Origin of the sequence: Sulfuricurvum sp. (assembly GCF_028688295.1) — a bacterium.
Lineage (GTDB): Bacteria > Campylobacterota > Campylobacteria > Campylobacterales > Sulfurimonadaceae > Sulfuricurvum.
On the sequence record NZ_JAQTYM010000021.1, the window covers coordinates 4772 to 26837 of the forward strand.

At 45.0% G+C, this 22066-nt stretch carries 24 protein-coding genes; 1 reads left to right on the forward strand and 23 read right to left on the reverse strand.

Features of this window, described 5'->3' with window-relative positions:
• The 9 genes from PHR02_RS06265 to PHR02_RS06305 all read right to left on the reverse strand — a co-directional run.
• Positions 1-1028, reverse strand: a 1028-nt coding sequence (locus tag PHR02_RS06265) for a hypothetical protein (RefSeq protein WP_299990301.1), incomplete at its 3' end; no start/stop codon positions are given.
• Positions 1029-1140: 112 nt separating this feature from the next.
• On the reverse strand, positions 1141-1809 hold the full coding sequence (locus tag PHR02_RS06270; protein WP_299990303.1) for a polysaccharide deacetylase family protein: 669 nt from the start codon (positions 1807-1809) through the stop codon (positions 1141-1143).
• Between the two features lie 95 nt (positions 1810-1904).
• Entirely contained in the window at positions 1905-3164 is a 1260-nt protein-coding gene (locus PHR02_RS06275) for an NAD(P)/FAD-dependent oxidoreductase (RefSeq protein WP_299990305.1), read from the reverse strand.
• A gap of 45 nt (positions 3165-3209) precedes the next feature.
• Complete coding sequence (locus PHR02_RS06280) at positions 3210-3422, reverse strand: hypothetical protein (RefSeq protein WP_299990307.1); 213 nt, start codon at positions 3420-3422, stop codon at positions 3210-3212.
• Between the two features lie 67 nt (positions 3423-3489).
• Complete coding sequence (locus PHR02_RS06285; protein WP_299990308.1) at positions 3490-3651, reverse strand: hypothetical protein; 162 nt, start codon at positions 3649-3651, stop codon at positions 3490-3492.
• 196 nt (positions 3652-3847) lie between these two features.
• Positions 3848-4126, reverse strand: a complete 279-nt coding sequence (locus PHR02_RS06290; RefSeq protein ID WP_299990310.1) for a peptidylprolyl isomerase — start codon at positions 4124-4126, stop codon at positions 3848-3850.
• A gap of 49 nt (positions 4127-4175) precedes the next feature.
• A complete protein-coding gene (locus PHR02_RS06295) occupies positions 4176-4817 on the reverse strand; it encodes a GNAT family N-acetyltransferase (protein ID WP_299990311.1) in 642 nt (213 codons plus the stop codon).
• A complete protein-coding gene (locus PHR02_RS06300; protein ID WP_299990313.1) occupies positions 4817-5731 on the reverse strand; it encodes a DUF234 domain-containing protein in 915 nt (304 codons plus the stop codon). The genes PHR02_RS06295 and PHR02_RS06300 overlap by 1 nt, the downstream gene beginning before the upstream one ends.
• Positions 5732-5782: 51 nt before the next feature.
• Positions 5783-5989, reverse strand: a complete 207-nt coding sequence (locus tag PHR02_RS06305; RefSeq protein WP_299990315.1) for a hypothetical protein — start codon at positions 5987-5989, stop codon at positions 5783-5785.
• Positions 5990-6280: 291 nt separating this feature from the next.
• On the opposite strand from PHR02_RS06305, the gene PHR02_RS06310 reads away from it, so the two are divergent.
• A complete protein-coding gene (locus PHR02_RS06310; protein ID WP_299990317.1) occupies positions 6281-6721 on the forward strand; it encodes a heme-binding domain-containing protein in 441 nt (146 codons plus the stop codon).
• Here the strand turns inward: PHR02_RS06310 and recQ are convergent.
• The 14 genes from recQ to PHR02_RS06380 all read right to left on the reverse strand — a co-directional run bounded on the left by recQ (position 6707) and on the right by PHR02_RS06380 (position 22046).
• Positions 6707-8506, reverse strand: coding sequence for a DNA helicase RecQ (gene recQ, locus PHR02_RS06315; RefSeq protein ID WP_299990319.1), 1800 nt, complete (start codon positions 8504-8506; stop codon positions 6707-6709). The two genes, PHR02_RS06310 and recQ, sit on opposite strands and share 15 nt — an antisense overlap.
• 131 nt (positions 8507-8637) lie before the next feature.
• Positions 8638-9111 (reverse strand): peptidylprolyl isomerase, encoded by a 474-nt coding sequence (locus tag PHR02_RS06320; RefSeq protein ID WP_299990321.1) that lies wholly within the window; start codon positions 9109-9111, stop codon positions 8638-8640.
• A 133-nt stretch (positions 9112-9244) separates the two neighbouring features.
• Complete coding sequence (locus tag PHR02_RS06325; protein ID WP_299990323.1) at positions 9245-11266, reverse strand: hypothetical protein; 2022 nt, start codon at positions 11264-11266, stop codon at positions 9245-9247.
• A gap of 224 nt (positions 11267-11490) precedes the next feature.
• Positions 11491-13380 carry a M48 family metallopeptidase gene (locus PHR02_RS06330; protein ID WP_299990325.1) on the reverse strand — a complete coding sequence of 630 codons (1890 nt, stop codon included), beginning with the start codon at positions 13378-13380 and terminating at the stop codon, positions 11491-11493.
• Positions 13380-13979: a LemA family protein gene (locus tag PHR02_RS06335; protein WP_299990327.1), complete on the reverse strand. Its 600-nt coding sequence runs from the start codon at positions 13977-13979 to the stop codon at positions 13380-13382. Before PHR02_RS06335 ends, PHR02_RS06330 begins: the two co-directional genes overlap by 1 nt.
• Positions 13980-14121: 142 nt before the next feature.
• Positions 14122-15009, reverse strand: a complete 888-nt coding sequence (locus PHR02_RS06340) for an ABC transporter ATP-binding protein (RefSeq protein WP_299990329.1) — start codon at positions 15007-15009, stop codon at positions 14122-14124.
• Entirely contained in the window at positions 15006-15680 is a 675-nt protein-coding gene (gene modB, locus PHR02_RS06345) for a molybdate ABC transporter permease subunit (protein ID WP_299990331.1), read from the reverse strand. Before modB ends, PHR02_RS06340 begins: the two co-directional genes overlap by 4 nt.
• Positions 15670-16065, reverse strand: a complete 396-nt coding sequence (locus PHR02_RS06350; protein WP_299990333.1) for a hypothetical protein — start codon at positions 16063-16065, stop codon at positions 15670-15672. Before PHR02_RS06350 ends, modB begins: the two co-directional genes overlap by 11 nt.
• Positions 16062-16910, reverse strand: coding sequence for a ModD protein (modD, locus tag PHR02_RS06355; protein ID WP_299990335.1), 849 nt, complete (start codon positions 16908-16910; stop codon positions 16062-16064). Before modD ends, PHR02_RS06350 begins: the two co-directional genes overlap by 4 nt.
• Positions 16907-17701: a class I SAM-dependent methyltransferase gene (locus PHR02_RS06360; RefSeq protein ID WP_299990336.1), complete on the reverse strand. Its 795-nt coding sequence runs from the start codon at positions 17699-17701 to the stop codon at positions 16907-16909. The genes modD and PHR02_RS06360 overlap by 4 nt, the downstream gene beginning before the upstream one ends.
• Positions 17702-17755: 54 nt before the next feature.
• On the reverse strand, positions 17756-18715 hold the full coding sequence (locus tag PHR02_RS06365; protein WP_299990337.1) for a cytochrome c peroxidase: 960 nt from the start codon (positions 18713-18715) through the stop codon (positions 17756-17758).
• A gap of 35 nt (positions 18716-18750) precedes the next feature.
• Complete coding sequence (locus PHR02_RS06370; RefSeq protein ID WP_299990338.1) at positions 18751-19230, reverse strand: hypothetical protein; 480 nt, start codon at positions 19228-19230, stop codon at positions 18751-18753.
• Between the two features lie 33 nt (positions 19231-19263).
• On the reverse strand, positions 19264-20070 hold the full coding sequence (locus tag PHR02_RS06375; protein ID WP_299990340.1) for a substrate-binding domain-containing protein: 807 nt from the start codon (positions 20068-20070) through the stop codon (positions 19264-19266).
• The gene (locus tag PHR02_RS06380; RefSeq protein ID WP_299990342.1) at positions 20070-22046 is read right to left on the reverse strand and encodes a TonB-dependent receptor; all 1977 of its coding nucleotides are present in this window, start codon (positions 22044-22046) and stop codon (positions 20070-20072) included. The genes PHR02_RS06375 and PHR02_RS06380 overlap by 1 nt, the downstream gene beginning before the upstream one ends.
• Between the last annotated feature and the right edge of the window lie 20 nt (positions 22047-22066).

Consider the following 22066-nt stretch of genomic DNA (forward strand, 5'->3'; position numbering starts at 1 on the left):
AAAGCGGGTTTGTCTCCATAAGGTTTCTTGTCCCCAAACGGTTTCTTATCACCGTATGGTTTTTTCTCTCCGAAAGCGGGTTTGTCTCCATAAGGTTTCTTGTCCCCAAACGCTTTTTTATCCCCGTAAGGCTTTTTCTCACCGAAGGCAGGTTTGTCACCGTAAGGCTTCTTATCTCCATAAGGTTTTTTATCTCCGAATGGTTTCTTATCGCCGTAAGGCTTTTTATCCCCATACGGTTTTTTCTCATCAGAACCTTTTTCTTTATCACCAAAGAATTTTGGTTTACTGCTGTACGGTGTTCTAGTTGCTTTTTCCGCATCGGAGCGCGGTGTTCCGTCGATGTAATGGTTGCGCTCGCGAGTTTTACCCTCGAAGATCGGCTTACCGCTTTCATCTTTTCCGACAAAGCGAGATTTGGCGTTGTGTTGTTTTTTAGCCATAAAACCATCCCCTTCATTTCGTGGAGGGCGTTTGTCCCCGCGTGAATCTTCACGAAGACGTTCAGGACGGGTATCACGAACTGGCTTTTTATCACGGTTTCTCGGATCCGTAGCATCACGAGCTTCGCGCTCTTCACGACGTGCTTTTGCTTCGGCTTTTTGTTGATTGTCAACTGCGATGCCGAAATCAGGTTCGAATCCTTTGACTACCTCTTGAGTGATGGTGCGTCCGTTGAGAAGTTCGATAGGATAGAGTCGTTTTTGATCCTCTTCATCCAGGGTGATGAGGGCATATTCGCTCGAGCGTGCAAAACGCGACATATAGACGATCGCTTTATCAGGAAGATCGTAGCTGATGAGCACTTCACAACGTAGATCCGCAGCTTTTGCCAATTCAGTATCACTGAATACGGTGATGTTGTTTCCTGCAAAAAGTGTTGCAAGCTCTCCAGAGTCATTAGAGGTGACAATTAGAATCTTTTTTCCGGCGTTACGTTCGATTAAAAAATGGATAAGTTCATTTTTACGTGGACGGTTACATGGGTGGATACGATGATTCTGGCGTTTGATGGGTGTCGATGACATAAAAATAGTCCTTGGGTACATAAGCCTCATAATAGAGGTGGGGATAAGCGGTCGGTGAAGAGTCTCAAGCGTAGACCGAAAACGCAAATGATTATGTAATTATAGCGTGATTTTAGCGATAAGCTCTAATCCCAAGCATTTCATCGAGTCGTTCAAAGAGATACCCTTTATTTTTGAGCTCTTCAATCATTTCAGATAGGGATGCTACACTGGTTGCGTTTCGGTGCATTAGGATAATATCGCCATTACGAACATTGGATATGACATTTTCTACGACTGCATCAGAATCTTTAAGGGTCCAGTCGAGCGAATCGAGTGACCATAGGATGGTGGTGAGTCCATGGTTGTTCGTAGACTCAACGACGAGGGAATTAATTGAGCCATAAGGAGGACGGTAAAGGAGTGGATAATGTCCGGTAATACTTTCGATCTGTTCAGCAGCATGATCTAACTGATATACGATACTACTTTCATTGAGATCACTGAGACGTGGATGGCTGAGTGTATGGTTGAGAACGAGATGCCCCTCATCGTTCGTACGCTGTACTACAGAGATATTACCCTCAACCATGGTTCTAGCAATCATAAAAAATGCGGCTTTTACTCCATGATAATCTAAAATATCGAGGAGTTTATCGGTGTTGTTGTCATCAGGAGCATCATCGAAGGTGAGAGCAACTCTTTTGTGATTTGGATTGCCGTTGACGATAACATTAGTGTAGATTCCCGATTGAATAGGTGTGAGTGTATCGGTACGCCATGTATTCAAAAATTGAGTCATATTGGCATCTAAAAGAGGGGAAGATCCTCGAATGTCATAAATAGTATCCGCACAACTGAATGTTCTTAAAAGTAAAAAAAAGAAAAAAAGACGTATCATTGAATAGTAGTTCCTAAATGTCCGGCCAAATAACCACTGGCAAATGACCATTGTAAATTGTATCCTCCGCACGGACCGTCTAAGTCCATCACTTCACCACAAAAATAGAGTCCTTTGAGTATTTTGCTCTCCATCGTATCGGGGGAGATTTCTTTGAGCGAGATTCCGCCTCGAGTGATCATCGCCATTTTGAATCCGTCATGACCGATAACCGTGAGGGGTGTCCATGCTAGGAGTTTGATGAGACGATCCCGTGCTACTCCCTCTAATTTATTAAATCCTATGTCGGGGTCGGCTCTAGCAAGAGTGCAGAGCACTCGGCAGAGAGATTCGGGGAGTAATGTTTTTATATGAGTTAATATAGATTGCTCAGGATTTCGGTCGATCTCTTTTTTGATGTGAGTAAGGAGTTGCTCATCATTGAGCCCTTTGGTCATCTTGATGAGGAGAGGGACAGATCCGTACTTCTCGATTAAAGGGGTAATTTCTCGGGCGACATCGAGGACGACGGGACCGCGAATACCGTTTTGGGTGAAGATCAGATCTCCTGAGGCGCGGATGTTTTTGGCTTTAGGCAGATCAATACGGATTTCTACTTTGGCTATAGTGTCCGCTCGGCACTGTTCAACCCACGTTTCACGTGTACGAAGCGGCATCATAGCAGGATAGAGTTCTGTCACTTTGTGTCCGACTCCTAAAGCGAGGGTAAATCCATCCCCTTCAGCGCCTAGTTGCGGATATCCCAGTCCTCCAGTAGCGATAATGACATTGGTGGCCTTATATATTTGGTCTGCCGTACTGACTCCAGAAACCTTCACACCCACATATTCTAATGTTTCGATACGACAAGAGGTTAAAAGCGTTACTCCCAACCGTTGCATCTCCTCTTCTAGCGCGGTGATAATACTCACCGAACTGTGGGAGATTGGAAATACCCGATACCCATCAGGTGCGTGACTTTCAACACCGATTTCACTAAAAAAAGCGATGAGTGCACGATGATCGAGCGCATTAAGTGCAGGGGTCATAAAGCGTCCATTGCGACCGAAACGCGCCATGAAATCTTCATTGGAGAGGGTATTGGTGAGATTGCAGCGCCCACCGCCGGTTGCTTTGAGTTTGGCGGCGATTTTTGAGAGTTTTTCACACAGAAGTACTTTCTTTCCCCTACGTGCAGCGGTAATAGCAGCCATGATACCGGCTGCTCCGGCACCGACTACGATCACATCATAAAAAGATTCTGAGGAGTTTTGCATACCGCATTATAGCGGCGTGTGAGGGTAAAATCAAAGCAGTGCGATTTAGATATCGCTAATCCGTACCAGTATAAGATAGGGTTCACTTTCTAAAATATTGAGCATAACCCCAAATTTTTGGGAGATGCGTTTGCGTTGTCCCTCTGTGAGTTCTGAGAGGTGAATTTTATAGTAATGGTGAGCATTATCTGAAGTGACTTGCATATGAAAAGAATGAATGTCTTCAGGGGAGGGATCATAATGGATATATTTCTGCATCTATTACCTTTATAAGGGAAGTTAACTATTCTAGTCACACTTCTATTAATAGGCAATTAAGTGTAGATTATCCAAAAATAGGCCCTCTTTCAAATACACCGAAAATATCTAAGATAAAGTGAACAATAGCCGCTTCGCCAATGCCTGCTATAATCCCCAGAAAGAGACCATTGCTAATGCTATCAAATGATGGGAGATTGTTTCCCCAGAACATAAATGAATCTTCCATAATTTACTCCTTTATGAGCTTTACTTGGAGGCAGGTTATAAAAATAAACAAAATTACATTATGATAGTTAGTATAAGCTAATAGAAATATTTAAAAACTAAATTAATCTATATTTGATTTTGACAATCAGGAGAGAAATTTTATAAAGAGGTTGAATTTCTTCGGCACCTAGAAGTATGCCGAAGGGGAAGGGCGGTTAGCCTCTCGCGGTTACTTCGAGCAGGTGGTAGCCGAATTGCGTTTTGATTGGACCGTAGAGCACACCGACATCACCGTTAAATACAGCCGAATCAAACTCTTTTACCATTTGACCAGGGCTGAATTTCCCTAAATCACCGCCTTTTCGTCCTGAGGGGCATTGGGAGTGATCTGCCGCTACTTCAGCGAAAGAAGCTCCGTTTTCAATCTCAGATTTAAGTGCGTTACACTCATCTTCGGTGTTTACTAAAATATGCCGTGCAGTTGCCCATGCCATGATGATCCTTTGTGTGTTTTTGAAATTTTACTCCATTATTCCTTGGAGATTAGGATAAATCTTTGAGTATTTTTAGCTCACCTCGAACGTAACTCTTTCCGAGTTTGAGAATATCTGCTTTATAGACGAGGATTTGAGCAGGGGAGAGATGGCGCTCATTTCCATCGATTTTAGCATTTATTTTGGTGAGGTTTGACCCAATGAGTGCCTCTAGTGTTGATTCTTTTGTCATTGATTCTATCCCATCGAGTCCACTTTTAGGCAAGGGAATATTGCAATAGTAATCACCGATATCGTTCACCCCCCAATAGATAAAACCGAGTAGTTGATAAAAATCAAGTGATGCTGAAACCGAAGAAAATGTGATGCGCCGGACATGTTTTTCAAGTGCTTGGTCGAGTATCATTCGGAGCATATGGGTAGCATATCCCTTGCGTTGCTCGATAGCGGGGGTAAAAAGGTTATAGAGGGTGATGTATTCGCCGTAGCGATCTATTTTTGAGAACAGATAGCACAGATGCTCATTATTCTCATCACAGAGTACTGCGCATCCTTGTGCATTCCAACTGAAATGGCGATCCCACCATGCTAGCGATTGTTTGGCAAAACGGATACTTTCAGGATCTTGAAATGTAGCGATTGAAGCGATATAGGCATCTCGATTCAGAGATTCGAGATGAAAATAGCTCATCAGTATTTTTTATTTGTATTTACAAGAAGATCTTTATCGCTAAGATTCTCCATAAGTGTTTTGAGGTTTTTGAGGGAGAGGAGCTTGATCGATTCGCTCTTTTCTTTTTTAAACTCGCTCGAAAATCCATTTTTTGAGAAGATGACGAAAATATCCGCTTTGAGTTTAACTTTATCGCATTTTTCTTGGAGTTTACTCAGTTCAGATTTGTTGGCTTTGGCTTTGGAGTATTTGCACGATCCAACAATCACCTTATCCCCCTTGGTTTTACCCAAAATTTCGATTTCGGTATTTTTGTCCCAGTAGGAGCCGATTTTTGCCACCCAGTCCTCTTTGAAACTTTCTTTGATGAGGGCGATGACAAGGGCTTCATAAATGTGATCGAAAAAGCTCTGTTTGCTGTTTTCCCATTTCTCTTTCATCTCAACGAAATCACCCTCTTTGATCCCCTTGTAATAAGGTGATACGGCAGAGAACCAAAAACGCAAAAAGGGGGCGGTAAAGATGAGACGCTCAGATACCTCTTCTGTTTCATCGATGGGATCAGCTTGAGATGCTTGTCGCGAGATGAGACCGAATTTGATCAAAAAGGCAGCCGATTCCTCCCCCTCTTTACGTGTTAGATTGGCACGACGGTAGGCAGAATATTCCCGACGGTCCCCAAGAGCAACGGCGGTGAGAAGAGCATGATGCGCTTTATTGCTCTGGGTAATTTTGGTTAAATCGCCGTGGATGTAGCGGTAGTTTTTGAGCACCTTCTCTTCGATCAGCTCTTCGAGAGATTTGGACATATCGACACTGTACCCCATCCCTCCGAAAACGGCGAAGTACTCTATCGCTTTTTCAATATCGATAGCGTTGTTCTGAAAACAAAAAGAGCGAAATTGCTGAAGGAGAGTTGGATGTTTAGACATGCGAAAGCAACCTTGTTTTAGTTGTTGTATTATAGCCTAATGCTAAGAGGCTTAGAGCTTCTCTGCACCTTTTTGGGTTAATACAACGGTAACTCCGTCTTCTTTGATCTCGATCATCCCATCATGTTTTAGCTCATCCATTGCAATCTGAAAAGGGCGATCTTGTTTTGAATCGAGTTTTTTCAAAATAGCTCGGATGACGTCTTGTTTGCTCATGACGTAACCAGCAGATGCCTGGCTGCTTTTGAACCAGTTCATAAACATCGCTTTGATTTCATTTTTTTGAGTTGTTTCGATGTTCTCTTTTTTCGGAGGTGCTTTACGGGCAAAATGAGGTTGAGGTTTTTTAAAATCTTGTTTTGGTGCAGGTTTTCTATTGACAGGAGATTTAATGGTGTATCCTTGGTATCTTGTAATGAATGGAGATATTGTAGTGATTTTTACTTAATAGCACCTCTACAAACGAGATTATTAGTCTGTACGTGCCATTAAAAATTCAAGTCATATATGGATATGATTGCCGATTGATATTGACGGTTTAGGAATAAAATGAAAAAAATTATCTTTTGGGCAGTGGGTTTTGCCATCGTGATACAGGTGATTCGCCCCGATTACACCAATCAGCCCATTGACAAGAATATTACATTAGATACTGACTCTCAAGTGATGAATGTACTAAAAACGTCATGTTATGACTGTCATTCGAATGAAACACAATACCTTTGGTATCATAATGTAGCACCCGTATCTTGGGTATTGTCGAGCAATATTGAAAACGGTCGTAAAGCTCTTAATTTTTCAAATTGGAAAAATATAGATCCTAAAGTAAAATTAGAACGGTTAGAACGTGCTAAAAAAGTGGTGAATAATAATATGATGCCAAAAAGCGAATATGTTTTGATGCATGAAAATGCAGCGCTCGGTGCTGATGAAAAGCGTTTGCTAGAAGCTTTTTTTGATGCACAAATCAAAGAACTATCGGTTCTTTAGTGCATAGGAGAGGTTCAAGAATGCTTCTCCGTATCTCTCGAATTTCACTTCCCCTATACCGCTGATCTCTAGCATCTCCTCTTTAGTACTCGGAAGTTGTTCCGCTAGTTCATAAAGTGTTTTATCTCCAAAGACGATGTATGCTGGGATACGGTTTTCTTTAGCGATAGTAGCGCGGAGGTCTTTGAAATCATCGAAATATTTCGGTGCATAGCGATCGTGTTCTTTTGTTTTTACAGAGACTTTTTTAGGGGTGAGGCGCTCTTGACGGATGTGGACACTCTGTTTCCCTTTTAGAATCTCTGCACCGCTCGCGGTGAGTTTTAGTGCTTTGTATTCGTCGGGCTCGATGGCTCCGAGTTCGATGAGCCTTTTAGAAATGGTGCTCCATGTACTTTTGCTCAGCTCTTTTCCGATTCCGAAAACACTTAGTTTGTCATGGGCATTGGAGATGATTTTCTCTTTTTCATCTGCGCAAAGAACTTCTGAGATATAAGTGGCACCGAAACGCTCTCCTGTTTTATAGAGACACGAGAGAAATTTTTGAGAGGGGACGGTGATGTCGGTTTTGCTGGTAGATGAATCCTTGCAGTTGTCGCATCGATCACCACATGCTTCTACGCTGTCGCTGAAATAAGAGGCTATCAGGCGATGACGGCACTCCTCGGCAGTAGCGTAATCCATGGATGAGCGGAGTTTAGCGAGAATCATTTCGCGATATTGGGGGTCGCTCCCCTCATCGATGAGCCTTTTTTTGTTGTGAAAATCGGAGCCCGAATAAAAGAGTACCGCTTCGGAGTCGATCCCATCTCTCCCCGCACGTCCGATCTCTTGATAGTAGTTCTCGATGGTTTTAGGTAATGAGGTGTGGATGACGAACCGAATGTCCCCTTTATCAATCCCCATCCCAAATGCGACGGTGGCGACGATGATCTGTGTTTCGTCATTTAGAAATGATTTATGGGTATCATGGCGCAAAGAACCGCTCATCCCCGCATGATAGGCTAAACATTTGATCCCTTTTTTAGAGAGAAATTCTGCTAACTCTTCGGTCTCTTTGCGAGAGAAGGCATAAACAATCCCGCTCTCCCCATCATGCGCTTTTAAAATATTCATCAGATCATTACGCCATCCGCTGTCTCGTTCGCGCACACTGATCGTGATATTTTTACGCAGTACGGGAGCGCGGAGAATCAGAGGATCACGTAGCCCCAGCTGTGAGAGGATATCCTCACGTACTTTTGGGGTAGCGGTGGCGGTGAAGGCGGCGATAGGGGTATGAGCGAATGCGGAGCGCAACTCGCCCAAACGTCGATAATCGTCTCGGAACTCATGTCCCCATTCACTGATACAATGGGCTTCGTCAATAACGAAAAAATTGATATTCAGTGTTGTGAGCCATGAGAGAAACGAGCCGTTGGCAAGCCGTTCAGGGGCGATGTAAAGAAGTTTTAATATACCGTTTTTAGCTTTGGTAAATGCCTCTTGCTGTTCTTGCGACGATTGTGAAGAGGAGATCATTTCGGCTTCGATCCCAAGCTCTTTGAGTGCTATAACCTGATCGTGCATTAGAGCGATGAGAGGAGAGACGACAATCGTGATCCCTTCCATCAGGAGAGTAGGGAGCTGATAGCAGAGTGATTTTCCTCCTCCGGTAGGGAGCAACATCGCCAAATCGCGTCCACTTAGGATTGCATCCACCGCTTCCTCTTGCATCTCTCTGAACTCGGAGAAACCAAAGGTATCTTTGAGTACTTTGTATTTGTCACTAAGGTGTTCACTCAAATTCAGAGCCTTTAAAAATATGTCACTTCAATCATGATTAGTATACTGCACGTAAAAGAGTCGTCGATAAAAATAGGGCATTATGCAATATTTTGGAGGTAGTGGCAAGGACGTTAGTCCTTTGCACTTAATTAATGGTGGTGATGAAACTCCAACACCTCTTTGATCTCTTCAGGGGTTGCTTCATGGATATCTAAAACCGTTCCCTCGAAAACGAGGTCCATCCCTGCGAGAGGGTGATTACCATCGAGTGTGGCATGATCGCCGTCGATCTCTGTGACGGTGTAGATGATGACATCATCGGAGTCCTCTTCAAAGAATCCATCGAGTTCCATTCCGACACTCACTTCGACCGGTAATTCGCTGAGTGCTTCGGTGACAACGAGGCTAGGATCATAGTTTCCGAATGCTTTATCGGCGGAGAGCTCAATTTTAAATGCATCCCCGATACTTTTCCCCTCTAAACCTGCTTCAACGGTTGGGAAGATATGCCCGTAATTACCGTGTAGGTAAACGAGTGACTCTTCCTCTTCATGGAGGAGGTTTCCCTCGGTGTCGTTGATGTGGTAATCAATAGTGACGATGCAGTCTTTTTTGATGGTCATGGATGTTCCTTAGGGTAGTGGTATTAGAATCGGGTTAAATGCTTTGGTCGAAATTATAGCATGCTCCCCTATATGGAGTTCTGAAGTTTTGGATGTGCGGGTAATTAAAAAAGGGAGAATTTCTCCCTTTTAGTTACTTTTTGATTGGCGTCATGATTTTTAGAGGTTTTATTTTTTGCATGAGTTTGATTTGTGAAGTAGGAATCACATATTTTGCTTTTATCGGGATCATTTTAGCTTTGTAATTGAGGGTTTTTCCTCCTAGGAAACTGACTAAAAGGTCTGGTTCTTTATATTGATTCGGGTCTGTCCACTTGTTCGCTTCGACATCTTGCATGGAAACCAGGTTAAGCTCGAAACTTTTGAGATTGACCGACTCACAGGTAAGCGTATTATCACGTTTTCCTTTGGCATCGACAGCGCATCGAATACTATTGAAATCACCTACGCCTGGACCGTATTCTGATTGTCCTCTGGCATCTTTTTTAGAGATTGAATCGACCACACCGTGGACTGCACCATTATCAAAACCGTAGCGTTCAAAGCCATTTTGACCAAGCGGTGCTTTGTAACTTTTTGGTGATTTGACAGGATTAAATGGATCTTTCCACGTACAAGTGTCAAGTTTTCGATCAAATGGCAAACCGTAGTTTTTTGGATTGTCCAAATCAAACGTTCTCAGGGTAATTTTTTTGCCATATCCTGATTCCCCTTTGTTGGTACGAACTTCAAGCGGCATGTTTTTGTACTCATCTCGTTTCCATTCGATTTTAGCAATGTTGATGTCAGCTTTCATAATCCGTTTATCGATGTAATATTCCAATGCACTGGTTACACGGATGTTATTACCGCCGGTTTCATTGTCTCCGGCTACTGTATCAAATCCGGTCATCAGCTGAGTGTTCAATTCCTGTGAATTCTCAACAGGATTGAGTACGATAGGAGAGTAGCAGTCGTTAACATAACGCTCAGGCATAATTGCAGAGGTTAAATTCGTAAGTTTACGGTCATCACGGTAATAGGAGGAAAGTTGCTGACATTGCGGTGTAAAGTTTTCATTACATTGGTTGGCTGCTTTTAGAAGGTCATTGAACTCTTGACGCCAGATCGTTTTATATTTTCCGATGGACTGGACTCGTTTATTCATTATTTGAGGTGAAGTTCCTAATGCAAAAAACTTTTGCATTTCATTATCGAGAACGAAATCGGCATCTTTGATGGCGGCTTTCAGATCCCAGAGTGAATCGGCCAAGTAGCCGATATAATCTTCTTTCGTATCCCCTTGCAAAATATCGTTGTAAGGGTAATTTTCCAATACTGTATATGGAACGACGATAAAATTGACTCTACGTTTATAGTCCTTACTATTTTTGAAAAAGTTTTGAAAATATTTTTTCAATTCATCGACACTGGAAGGGTTAACATCATCTGAACCTGTATTGTAGGTGTAAATTTTGAAGTTATTTGAGCCAAAAGTCGATGTTAGTGTTTTGGCAATGTCCAGATTAGCATTGGCCTCATAACCGACACTTTTGACACCTAATCCAGTTTTCGAAGTAAACTCAGCAGATTGTTTCAGTGACTGTTTTTTGACCGTTGCCGTACCGAGAAAATCTCTCCCTTCCTGAATGGCGATGACAAAACCATCTCCGCAACGTGCTTTAAACTCTCCTTGTTTTAATGGATCAGCTAACAATGACATCGCTTGATCGGAAAGTTTGGCATTTTCAAAAAATCTGAATTTAGGCTGATCGTATTGGTAAGCAGAAGCAAAGAGCGTCAGATTGTACACACTGGCTTCAGAACTGGCAACAACATCGGTTTTATTGTTGGCTGAAATTGTTGCAGCACCAGCGACCGCTTTAAGGGAAGCACTAGCGGACATATTAGATTTTTTGACGATATCGGAGGTACTTTCTGCCAGTTCAAACGTAGATTCCTGCTGTGATGATCCCCCGTCATAGGTGTCATGGGAGGTGAATGTGACACATTGACCCAAAAACTGCTCACTTTTGATTTTGTATCCGGTTCCATACTGTACTGCTCCGCCGGTTTTATCAACAGTCAAAAAATCTACGGGCATATCAGCATAGATGACACTGCTTATAAACGGAATACAAGCAAGTGACAACAGACTTTTTTTATAACCTTTCATCTCTTTCTCCTTAGGTGATTTGTTATAGCTTAAGCTACTCTAAACTCATTTTATTCCTATCAAAATTAAAATTTAATTAAAGTTAACAGCAGAGTAAACTCCCCTTTTTTCTTGGACACTGTTGAGTATTACAAAAAAGTATCAATTGGTAGGAGAATAGGATTAAATGCTTTGGTCGAAATGATTGCATGAGCACCAATACAGAGTTCTGAAGTTCAATCACTCTAAGATTTGGGTAGGTGCAAAAGAGTATTTAGCGCCTCCAATATTTCCGCATCGTCTTCATGCAGTTTCCCGTCGCTTTGTACAATCCTAGAGGCTTCGAGGAACAATTGTTTGCGTATCGCTATGTCGCTTTGGGCAACTCTCCGTACCGCTTGATCGAGTTGATCGATCGTCAGTGTCTCTACCGTACCAAACTTATCAAGACCGAAATGTTTGGATGCCTCTTTGAGGATGGTGTCGATTTTTTCCGGATTGGAGTACTGCGTAGAGGCTAAAAAGAAGATAACGACATTCAAAGAGTGCCTTACCGCTTTGGATGATTGATGAATACTCATTGGAATTTTTGCTAAGCCGTATTCATAATCGAGTGGTGTGATGACGATGGATCGAAGCGTCCACTCCCATATCGATGTATGTTCATCGGCATCGATGAGGGCGTGGAGTGTTTTTCGAAACAGGTGATACTGAGGTACGGACATCATTTTAAGGCTTGGAATCGCGAGGAGCAACAGGTTCAGATGTGCTGAACGGGGGAGATGTTCAAACGCCCGATACGCTTTTTGCGTTTTCTCCCAAGCGTTTCCTAAGAGTTCTTTTTGACGATCTAATTCGTTGTGCCTGCTCCCTAAAAGCAAGGCATAAACAACCCACTGTGCACTCAGAGGATCGCCACTCATGGCTTGAATCTCTGGGGGGAGTGGAATGGTTTCAAAAGCGGTAGCATCAAAATGTCCCGATGGATCGGGGGCGCGTGATAGGGTATCGAACATGATCGGCATAACGGCTGCTGCTGCTTCGGGCTGTTTTGGGACGTTAAACGTCGATTGATTGCTTTGGGTGTACTGTTTTTGGGACGATTTTTCAGAAGCAAACTTCCCGTCCCATCTCGGATCAATACGACGTATCCGATCTTCGAGTTTGGGATGGGTAGAGAACCAGTGATCCCAAAAATTGGAGGTACCGTCGGAAAAAAAGAGGTGACTGAAATCTCCACCTGCACTGGATGAGACGCTGGAACCGTAGGTTGAAGCACCGATTTTTTTGAGCGCTCCGGCGATCCCTTCGGGATAGCGGGTGTACTGAACCGCCGATGCATCGGCGAGGTATTCGCGCTGACGTGAAATCATCGCTTTGATGATTTCGCTGATCATCGTACCAATCCATCCGATCACTGTTAGCCCAAGTGCAAAGAGATAAATGGCAACGATCGGGTTTCCTCCCTTTTTATTGTTGGATGAGCGTGAGGCGTGTGAACGGATAGAGGGGCTGTCTAACATATCAAAGATAAATCGGCCTATTCCGCCGATAAAAACGATTCCGTAGATTAATCCGGTGAGGTGGAGATTGAGGCGCATATCACCGTGAAAGATATGGCTAAATTCATGGGCGATTACCCCCTGAAGCTCTTGACGATCCAACGCATCCAACGCTCCTTGTGTGATCCCGATAACGGCATCCTCATAGGTGAACCCAGCGGCGAACGCATTGATCCCTTTACTATTCAGGAGATAAACCGGAGGGGGTGCGATGCCGGATGCTATCGCCATCTCTTCGACGACATTTAGAAGGGTGATCTCTTGTTTGTCATGGCTCATCGGTGAGATCAGTTTCCCACCTAATGATAGAGCAACTGCTTTACCACCGTCTCTAAGGAGATAGTATTGAAACAATGATGCAATCAAGACGACAAGTATGACGGCAATGAATGCTTCTGAAAAAATGACTGTATCGACGACGGGAGGCTGGAACGATCCGGTTCGGAAGTACCATTCGATAAAAACAACCAAATAAGCGATAGAGGAGGCGAAGAGGATTAAGCCGATACTAAAGGCAAATAGGAGACGGGCAGTTGACGCTTTTGCCTCCCCCTGAGCTTCATAAAAATTCATCACTCACCTAAAAAACCGAGTTTAGGAGGGAGCTTAATCTCTTGTGCATCTTCAAATTCGAGTAATGCGGCATCGCGGGTATGTCCGAAGAGCGAACTAAACAGGTTTTGAGGGAACGATTGGCGGTAGGTGTTGTACTCCATGACCGAATCGTTGTAAAACTGTCGTGCAAACGCGATTTTGTTCTCGGTCGTGGAGAGTTCCTCCATTACTTGACGCATAGCACCATCAGCTTTGATGGCGGGATAATTTTCCATCACCACGTTAAAATTTGAAATAGCTTGACGAAGGGTGTTTTCCGCTGCGCCAATTCCGGCAATAGCAGCGGGATCGGAGGGATTTTGGTGGGCATGACGTAAATTTTGGGATGCGCTGTTACGTGCGGCAATGACTCGCTCAAGCGTATTTTTTTCGTGTTCCATGTAGTGTTTGGCAGTTTCGACGAGAGCAGGGATCAGATCATACCGACGTTTGAGCTGAACATCGATTTGGCTAAATGCATTGATGTAGCGGTTTTTGGTGAGAACCAAACGGTTAAAAATCGAAATGATATAAAGGACTCCGGCAATCAATCCTATGCCGACAAGATATTTCATCATGCAGTAAACTCCAAAGGGTAGTTTGTCTCCCGCATCCGGAAGATGCGGGTAGCTTTAGGGGGTTGTAGGGACATTTGTCCCTGCCACTTTTTGGGCTTTGCCCAGAAAGTGTATAAAATCAGAAAATAGTATACTAAAAAAATTATATTTTATGAGTATTTAATGGTATCAAGATCGGGTTGAACGCTTTGGTCGAGATGATTGCATGAGCGCCGATTTTAAGCTCTGAAGCCTCATCGGCGCTTGCTACCGTGCGGACGATGGATGAACCGACGAGTAAGGTGACGATAAAGACGGGGGCATCCTCCTCTATTTTGAGCACCTCGCCGATAAGCTGGAGTTTTCCGCTGAGGGTTTGGGGACTGAAGAACTCCATCGGTGAGCAGAGCTTCTCAATACGACCCGATACCACCGACGCGAGGCGGTCTGAGAGTTTGACCGTTTCGGCAATGTCGTGACTTACGAGCAATGTGGTTACCCCCAAGCGGGAGTGGATGAGGGCGAGTTCGTCTTGGAGCTTTTGGCGCATACTGGGGTCAAGTGCCGAGAGGGGTTCATCGAGTAGGAGAATCTTCGGTCGGCGTACCAATGCGCGTGCGAGGGCGACACGTTGTTTTTGACCTCCTGAGAGGGTGGATGGGAGGCGGTTGGCGAGATTTTCCAACTCTACCATCGCGATGAGCTCATCCACCCCTTGTTTTTGTTCTGCGGTTTCTGCGGCAAAGAGGAGGTTTTCACGGACACTCATCGTCGGGAAGATGGCGTAGTCTTGGAAGACAAATCCGATACTCCGTTTTTGGGGTGGAAGGTTGATTTTTTTGCTTTTATCAAACCATACTTCACCATCCACTTCAATCACTCCACTATCGGGGGTTTCGAGTCCTGAGATCATACGCATTAATGTTGTTTTTCCGGCACCGGAGGGACCGAAGAGGGTTAGAAACTCTCCGTTACGGATCTCAATAGTAAATTTGGCGTTTAACACTCCATCGGCAGTATTAAGGGTTTTGGTGACGTTTATTGATATCATCGTAGCCCCTCTAGTGATTTTTTATTCAGAGTGTAGACGATGAGCAAGATCGCAAACGTCACGACAAAGAGGGTGAGGGCATATTGGTGTGCCATAGCATAGTTGAGCGATTCCACTTCGTCATAGATGGCGATGGAGGCGACACGGGTTTCGTCAGGGATATTTCCTCCGATCATGAGGATTACTCCGAACTCTCCGACCGTATGGGCAAACGCTAGGACGATTCCTGAGATAAGTCCGTGACGGATGGTGGGGAGAATAACCCGTATCATGGTCTCAATTTTCGATTTACCGAGGGTATAAGAAGCTTCGAAAATGGAGCGGGGTACTTGGGAGAGGGCGGATTGGATCGGGTGCACCATAAACGGGAGGCTAAAGAGGACGGAGCCGATCACCAGCCCCTCGAAACTAAATGCCAGCCGTATCCCATGAGAGGTTAAAAACTCCCCGATAAACGAAGCGGGGCTAAAGGCGAGGAGGAGATAAAACCCCAGTACCGAGGGGGGCAATACGAGGGGCATACTGACGATGGTCTCAGCAACACTTTTGAAACGGGTTTTACTAAACGCTAAAAATGCGGCCAATGGGATACCGATAAGGAGTAAGATAACCGTGGTGACGGCAGCCAGCTCAAAGGTCAGCGTCATCGTGGTTAAAAATTCATTTTCCATGGGTTTCCTTTAGGAGTGAAATTTCAGAGGGTTGAACCATCCAGTGTATTTCATCGCCTTCACTTATCGCGAGGGTGTTAAACGTCAGTGTTGGTACCAACGCAATGAGGCTCGTCTCGTGATAGGTGAGGGTGATTTGAGAGAGGACAATTCCACTCTCGATCTTTTGCACGGTTGCACGGGCACAATTTGCGCTCGTGGCGGTGACGTTTTTGGAGAGGATCACTTCGGTCTCTTTAAATGCCAATGTGACGTTTATCCCGACTTCCATATCCGAAGCTTCGGCGAGGAGGAGGTGAAAGGGCTCATTGGCTACGCTAACACTAAGGATGCTGAGATGTTCTGAAGCAGTTACTGCGGTGATGGTGGCTTTTAGGGTGTTCATAACGGTTCTATTCTCACTTTTATATCGGCAGGTTGTGCGCTGTAGGGTGAAGATGTGACGATCATATCAACTCCGGCACTCGCGTATTCGGCGATGTTTTTGGTACTGATTCCTCCTGTGGCGATTAACGTGATATGGGGGTAATCAGCTCGGAGTATTTGAACGGCATCGGAGAGTTTGGTGAGGGGGAATTTCTCCAACTGGAGGATGTCAGCTCCCATAGAGGCAAATTTGAGCGCTTCGGCGATATCACCCGCTTCGATGACAATCTTTTTCTCGGGGTTCGCTTTTTTTGTTTTGCTCAAGGCTTCGCTAAATGCCTCTTCGGCAGGGAAAAAAACACGGTGATAATCGAAAATCAAGATGCTCTCTGAGAGACCCAAACGGTGTGCGACCCCACCTCCCGCTTCGACCGCTTTGATGGCGATTTTTTTTGTAAAGGGGGTGGTTTTACGGGTGGTGGCTACCACTATATCAGGATTGATACTACGAGCCAAGAGTACCGCTTCGCGGGTGTAGGTAGCAATACCGCTTGCGTAATCGAGGAGGTTTTGGACGCTTTTCCAGATGCGGTGGATAGTGCCTGCTTCACCGTGGGCTTCGAGAAAGATACTTTTGGGCGGAACCAAAGTTCCCGATTTAACAAACCCGTCGATCTCCAAACCATAGAGTCCGCATAGGCGCACCGCCTCTTCGGTACACGAGACGACGAGAGGGCGTTCACGAGTCGAGAAAGTGATGCGGGCGCGTTGGTCACTGATCCCTAACGATGCGGTTGTGAGATCGCCGTAAGGGACGTCTTCGCTTAGCAGTGTTTCCAGTTCAGAATCGTTAAGGGTAATCATAGGGATGTCTCCCAACCGATAAATGCCCAGTTAACGGCACGGGGAGGGCGGTTTTGTCCCACGATGACGTCACGGTAATACTCTCGTGCTTTACTCTGTTGTTCCTCTTCGAGGCTTCCGATACTCCAAATCAGCGATTCGACGAACTCCTCTTCACTCCCGCTACGGACACTTCCCCGTCCTGTTTCGATGTAATCGACACGGGGGAGGAACCCTTGGGCATAGAGGATGAGGGGGATGTACCAGTAATCGGGTTTGGTTTTGACCTTTTTGCCGATGAAATCGAGGATATTCATATCGACGAAACTTCCCCCCACTTTGTAAGTGAGATAGCACGCTTTTGATGCATGAGCGGACATTTTAGCCAGCGCCGCTTCGACATCGGAGACCTCCATCGAGCGTGATGCGACGGCGATGTCAATCTGCGGCAAGTGGCTCCAGTCATCGTCCCAACTGATATGATATGTTTTAATATTAGTAACTCCTTCGCGCGCGGCGTAGGCTTTCAGCTCTTCGAGCATTTGAGCGGAGAAGTCGATGGCGATCACCTCTTTAACTCTTTTCGCTAAAGGGATCGTGAGTGCCCCAGGACCGCATCCGATATCGAGGATTACTTCATCCCCCGTGATGTTCATGCGGGAGATAAAATCCTCCACGTAGGGGCTGTTGATAGTAGAAAGTGCCATATCGGCGGACTTCTCATCCCAGTCGCTGCTCGTTTTTGCTTTGAAATCGGTGGTCGCTTTGTGTTCTTTGTACATCGCGGGAAAGTTTATCGGTTCAAGAAACATTAATAGTCCTTTTTGATCCTTTATTATATCTAAAACGATCCATTAGCTGAATACTTAGTATGGGCATTTTTTACTCGGTTTAGCGTATTTTGGATTATTGACGAAGGTCATATCACTGAGGGTATCGATGAAAGCAACCAGCTCAGTAATCTCTTGATGACTTAACGTTTGATTGATTTTCAAATCATGTTTTTGGATTGCTTCAATCAGTGTTTTAGCACTGCCGTCATGCCAGTACGGAGAGGTCAATGCGGCATTTCTCAAACTCGGTGTACGAAAGACGTTTTTATCTTTGGGGTTTCCGGTGACATCGGATAGGCCGTAATCTGTCGTTTTCTGCTCTCGTGGCTGAACCTGATGAAAATCATCATCGCTGAAAAGGGGTGCTGTGTGGCACGTGTTGCACTGTGCCGCTCCAAAAAACAGTTTTTTCCCTCTTTGAGCATTTTTGGTCGGTAAAGAAGTCCCTTTTTCCATCATTTGATCATAGAGAGATTGATTTGAAATGAATGTTTTTTGAAAGCTCTCCAAGGCTCTGGAAACAGTACCGAAATGGATTGAGCCTTTTTCTTTTGGGAATGCGAGTAAAAAGAGTTTTTGGTAACAGCCGTTTTGACCTAACCGTTTTCTTATTTCATCCTCGTGGCCGTTCATCCCCATCTCGACAGGATTGGTTCCTCGAATCGGCATTAGGGATTGTTCTGCCAAACCACTGAGATGATTATGCGCCCATGTGAGGTTTTTAAACTGACCTATGTTTGCCAGCCCGGGGACATTTCGTTTTCCGGGATCGTCCAATGCACCGGGATGAGCTTGGTTGCCATCGGCAAAGGAGCGTCTTTGCTCATGACAAGTTGCGCACGACATCGTGCCGTTGATCGAGAGGTCAGCATCATAAAATAAACGGCGACCTAGTTCGATTTGTGCTTTGTTTTCTATGCTGTCTTGTGCTGATTGCGCCTGTAACGCAGGTTGCGCCTGTAGCGCAGGTTGCGCTACGAGTAAGTAGATCATGATGGTAAGAATATATTTTATCATAGCAATAGCACTCATTTGAGTTTAGTGACCAAGAGGGCACTCTTCGTATCGGCTCCTGCGGAGAGTTGGAGGGTATAGGTACCCTCATCAAGGTTGTAATCCACCATTTTTCGTATACCGGAATTTTCAGAACCTTGTGCGTGTGCTACCGACTGCGCAGGTTTTCCGTCCTTGATCAAATCAATCCAAGATGCGTTAGCGAGTACAACGCGATAAAGTCCCTTCTCTTTGAGGGTGATTTGAAAGAGACCGCCGTAACTCACTGTCCCGCCTTCATTGGTTGGCCGTGTAACGTATTGAATCTTTGGGGTAGGATGTAGACCCACGAGCGAAGCATTATTAAGTACTAATGAAGCATTGGAGAGCTCGTTTGCACTTTTAGCACCACTCACAAACGATAGACTTTTCCAAGCCGTCAATTCAGTAGGTAAAAGAGCCTCGTTGGCAAATAACCCTGTCAATAAAAATAAAACCACTAATACACTTTTCATGTTTTTTCCTTTGTTTGTTTTTTTGAGACTCTGTTACCTGTTTGGGAAAAACAGAGGTATAGTTTCGAATCCGTCAATACGAAAATCTTTGAGCATTTTTTGTGTCGAGTCAGAGGTCAAAAAGTTGAGTAGTTTCAAACTTTTTTCATGCTGCTCTTTACCGATTTTGGATTGGGTTCCAATGGCCGCCAAATAGGGACGCCGAAGTTTCGGGTCATCATAAATAAACCCTTTGATATCGGGATTATGTTGTTTTTGCATGACAAACGGGATGACGCCATAGAGGGTATATCCATTAACCTCTGCAACCTCTTTCATAAACCCTCTCTTCTGAGTGGTAAAAACGATGTTTTGATCTGTCGGATTAAAACCGTATTGGTACGACAATTGAGTGTATACCTCAAACGTTCCGCCGCTGGCGTGGATTAAAAAAGGGGCATTGGAGCGTTTAATTTTGTCCAATGCAGAGGATAACGGTTCGTTTTCACTGATTTGTGCCGGATTGGCAACGCTGCTGAGGATCATTTGAGCGTTGTGTGCCCAAGGTGTCAGTTTTTCAACATACCCCTCTGATGCAAGTTCTACTATCGTATCGCTGGAGTGCATGGTGAGTAAATCGACCGGATGGGATCGAGTGTACTCATCCAGTTCGTGTTTTGTGCCGGTGATGACTACTTCTACCGGAATATGGTATGTCGATTCGAACGATGTAGCTACTTTCTGCCACATACCGCTCATAGTCATACCTCCGATGATGGCAACCCGAATGGGTTGTTCGGTGGCCGAAACCGTTATGGCTCCGATGAAGAGAATAATGATGTATTTAATGAAACTTTTCATTAGAAGTTATACCCGATATTGGCGAAAAACTCTCGCCCCGCCATTGGGAAACCTAAGTCGTAGGCGTAGAGTTTGTCGGTGAGATTTTTGACTCCGATTTCGGCACTGATCGCTTTGGTCGGCGAGAAGACCGCTTTGAGATCAAATGTCGTAAAGGTAGGGTTGATGATGTAGGATTTATCGGCTTTTTGCTCATACGATCCTTTGCGGAGTTTCATATCGGCATTGATCGCGACGTTGTATCCCAGATCGATTTGAGCATAGGTGAAGAGTTGATGGCGGGGGACATCAATCCGTTTGACACTCTCATCCGTGCGGTTTTTAACTGAAATGTAGGTGTAGTTGCCTCCCGCTTCAAGCCCATCGGATTTGTAGTTCATCTCCGCTTCAAAGCCGCGATGATCGAAACTGCCGACGTTTTGGTTTTGTACATAAGCGGTATTCTGCGGATAGACGACGCTTTGGATCGCATCATCGACACGAGTGAAAAAGGCATTAACGCGTGTGGAAAGGGTTCCGAGTTGTTTTTGGAGGCTCAGCTCGTAGTGGGTTGAGACTTCGTTTTCAAGCTCCGGATTCGGGACGGCACTGTTGAGTCTGCGTGAGTAGCGGTCTTTCATAGAGGGCATATAGGTTTTCTGCGATACGCTGGCACGGACTTTGGTGGATGAGTCGGGCGAGTAGATCACTGCAGCTTGCGGATTGTAAGCACTTTGGGTTTCGAGGGTGAGCATGTTCAAATAGGCGGTGTTAGTGTCATAAAGCTTGTCCGCTTCGCGTCGGTCGTAGCTGAGTCCGCCGAGGATTTGCCACTGGGATGAGAGGGTATAAATATCTTCGACTCCCAACGAGAGGGTAGTGTCTTCGTAATTTTCATTCATCGTTTCGACGCCGGTCGTTTTGTGGATGTCATACCCCTCATGGACATCTTTTTTGTAGTTAGCCGCGACACTCATGAAATTTTTATCCAGTTCGACACCGTATTCGAGCCGTGCTCCGGCACTGTAATCGTCGTAGCGGCTTTTGAACCCTTTAGCGGTGTTCATCGTCGTGTAGTTGATGTTGTCGTACGAATAGAGCGAGTTTTCAATTGTGTCGTAATAGGCGAGTGCTTTGAGATAGCCGGAACCGAGATTTTTTTGTCCGGTGATGAATACCGTCTCTTTGTCCCAGTACGGCCAGTCCCAGTATTTCGCCTGAGAGTATGCGGGATCACTCACCGGAGGCTGTTGTTTTTTCCCGTTTTGGTTCGAGTATCCGATGGCGATTTCACTCCCATCATCGGCGATGTATCCCGTTTTAAAGCTCACTTTATAGTCTTCGGCTTCGGAACGGAGGCGCTCCCCCTCGCTCTGGACGCTTCCGGCAACTTGGGTGTAATCGTCGCTGAGGCGGTAGTGGTTTTGATCGCTATATACGGCACCGAGTTGCGCATACATGTGATCTTGGCGTGTACCGACATTTATGGATCCGACGCGACGGGAGAGATCGCCGTCACTATCGAGCACCATCCCCATTTTTATATTTCCCTCCAGTGTTTTGGTCGGGCGTTTAGAGATGACGTTGACGACACCTCCCATCGTATTGGCACCGTAGAGTATGGAAGAGTACCCTTTGGAAACGTCGATTTGTGCGATGTCTGAGGTTAAGAAACGATCATAATCGAAGTTACCGTCATAGGGGACATAAACGGGAATACCGTCGATAAATACTCCGATTCGGCGCGCATCAAATCCGCGAATGTAGAGGGTTGATTCACCGCGCCCCCCTTGGACATCCTGATTGACCCCACTCATGTTATCGAGCGCATCAGAGAGGGTTTCACTGTTGTGCAACGCGATGGACTCGGAGGTGATCGTCTCCTCAAACGGACTCTCTTTGATTGGTGTATTGAGGACATTGATTTGTCCCAACGTAAAAGTATCCGCCAATACCGCTGAAGCAGCCAGCGATAGGAGTAGCAGGTGTTTCTTCATTTTCACTTCCTTAAGATTTA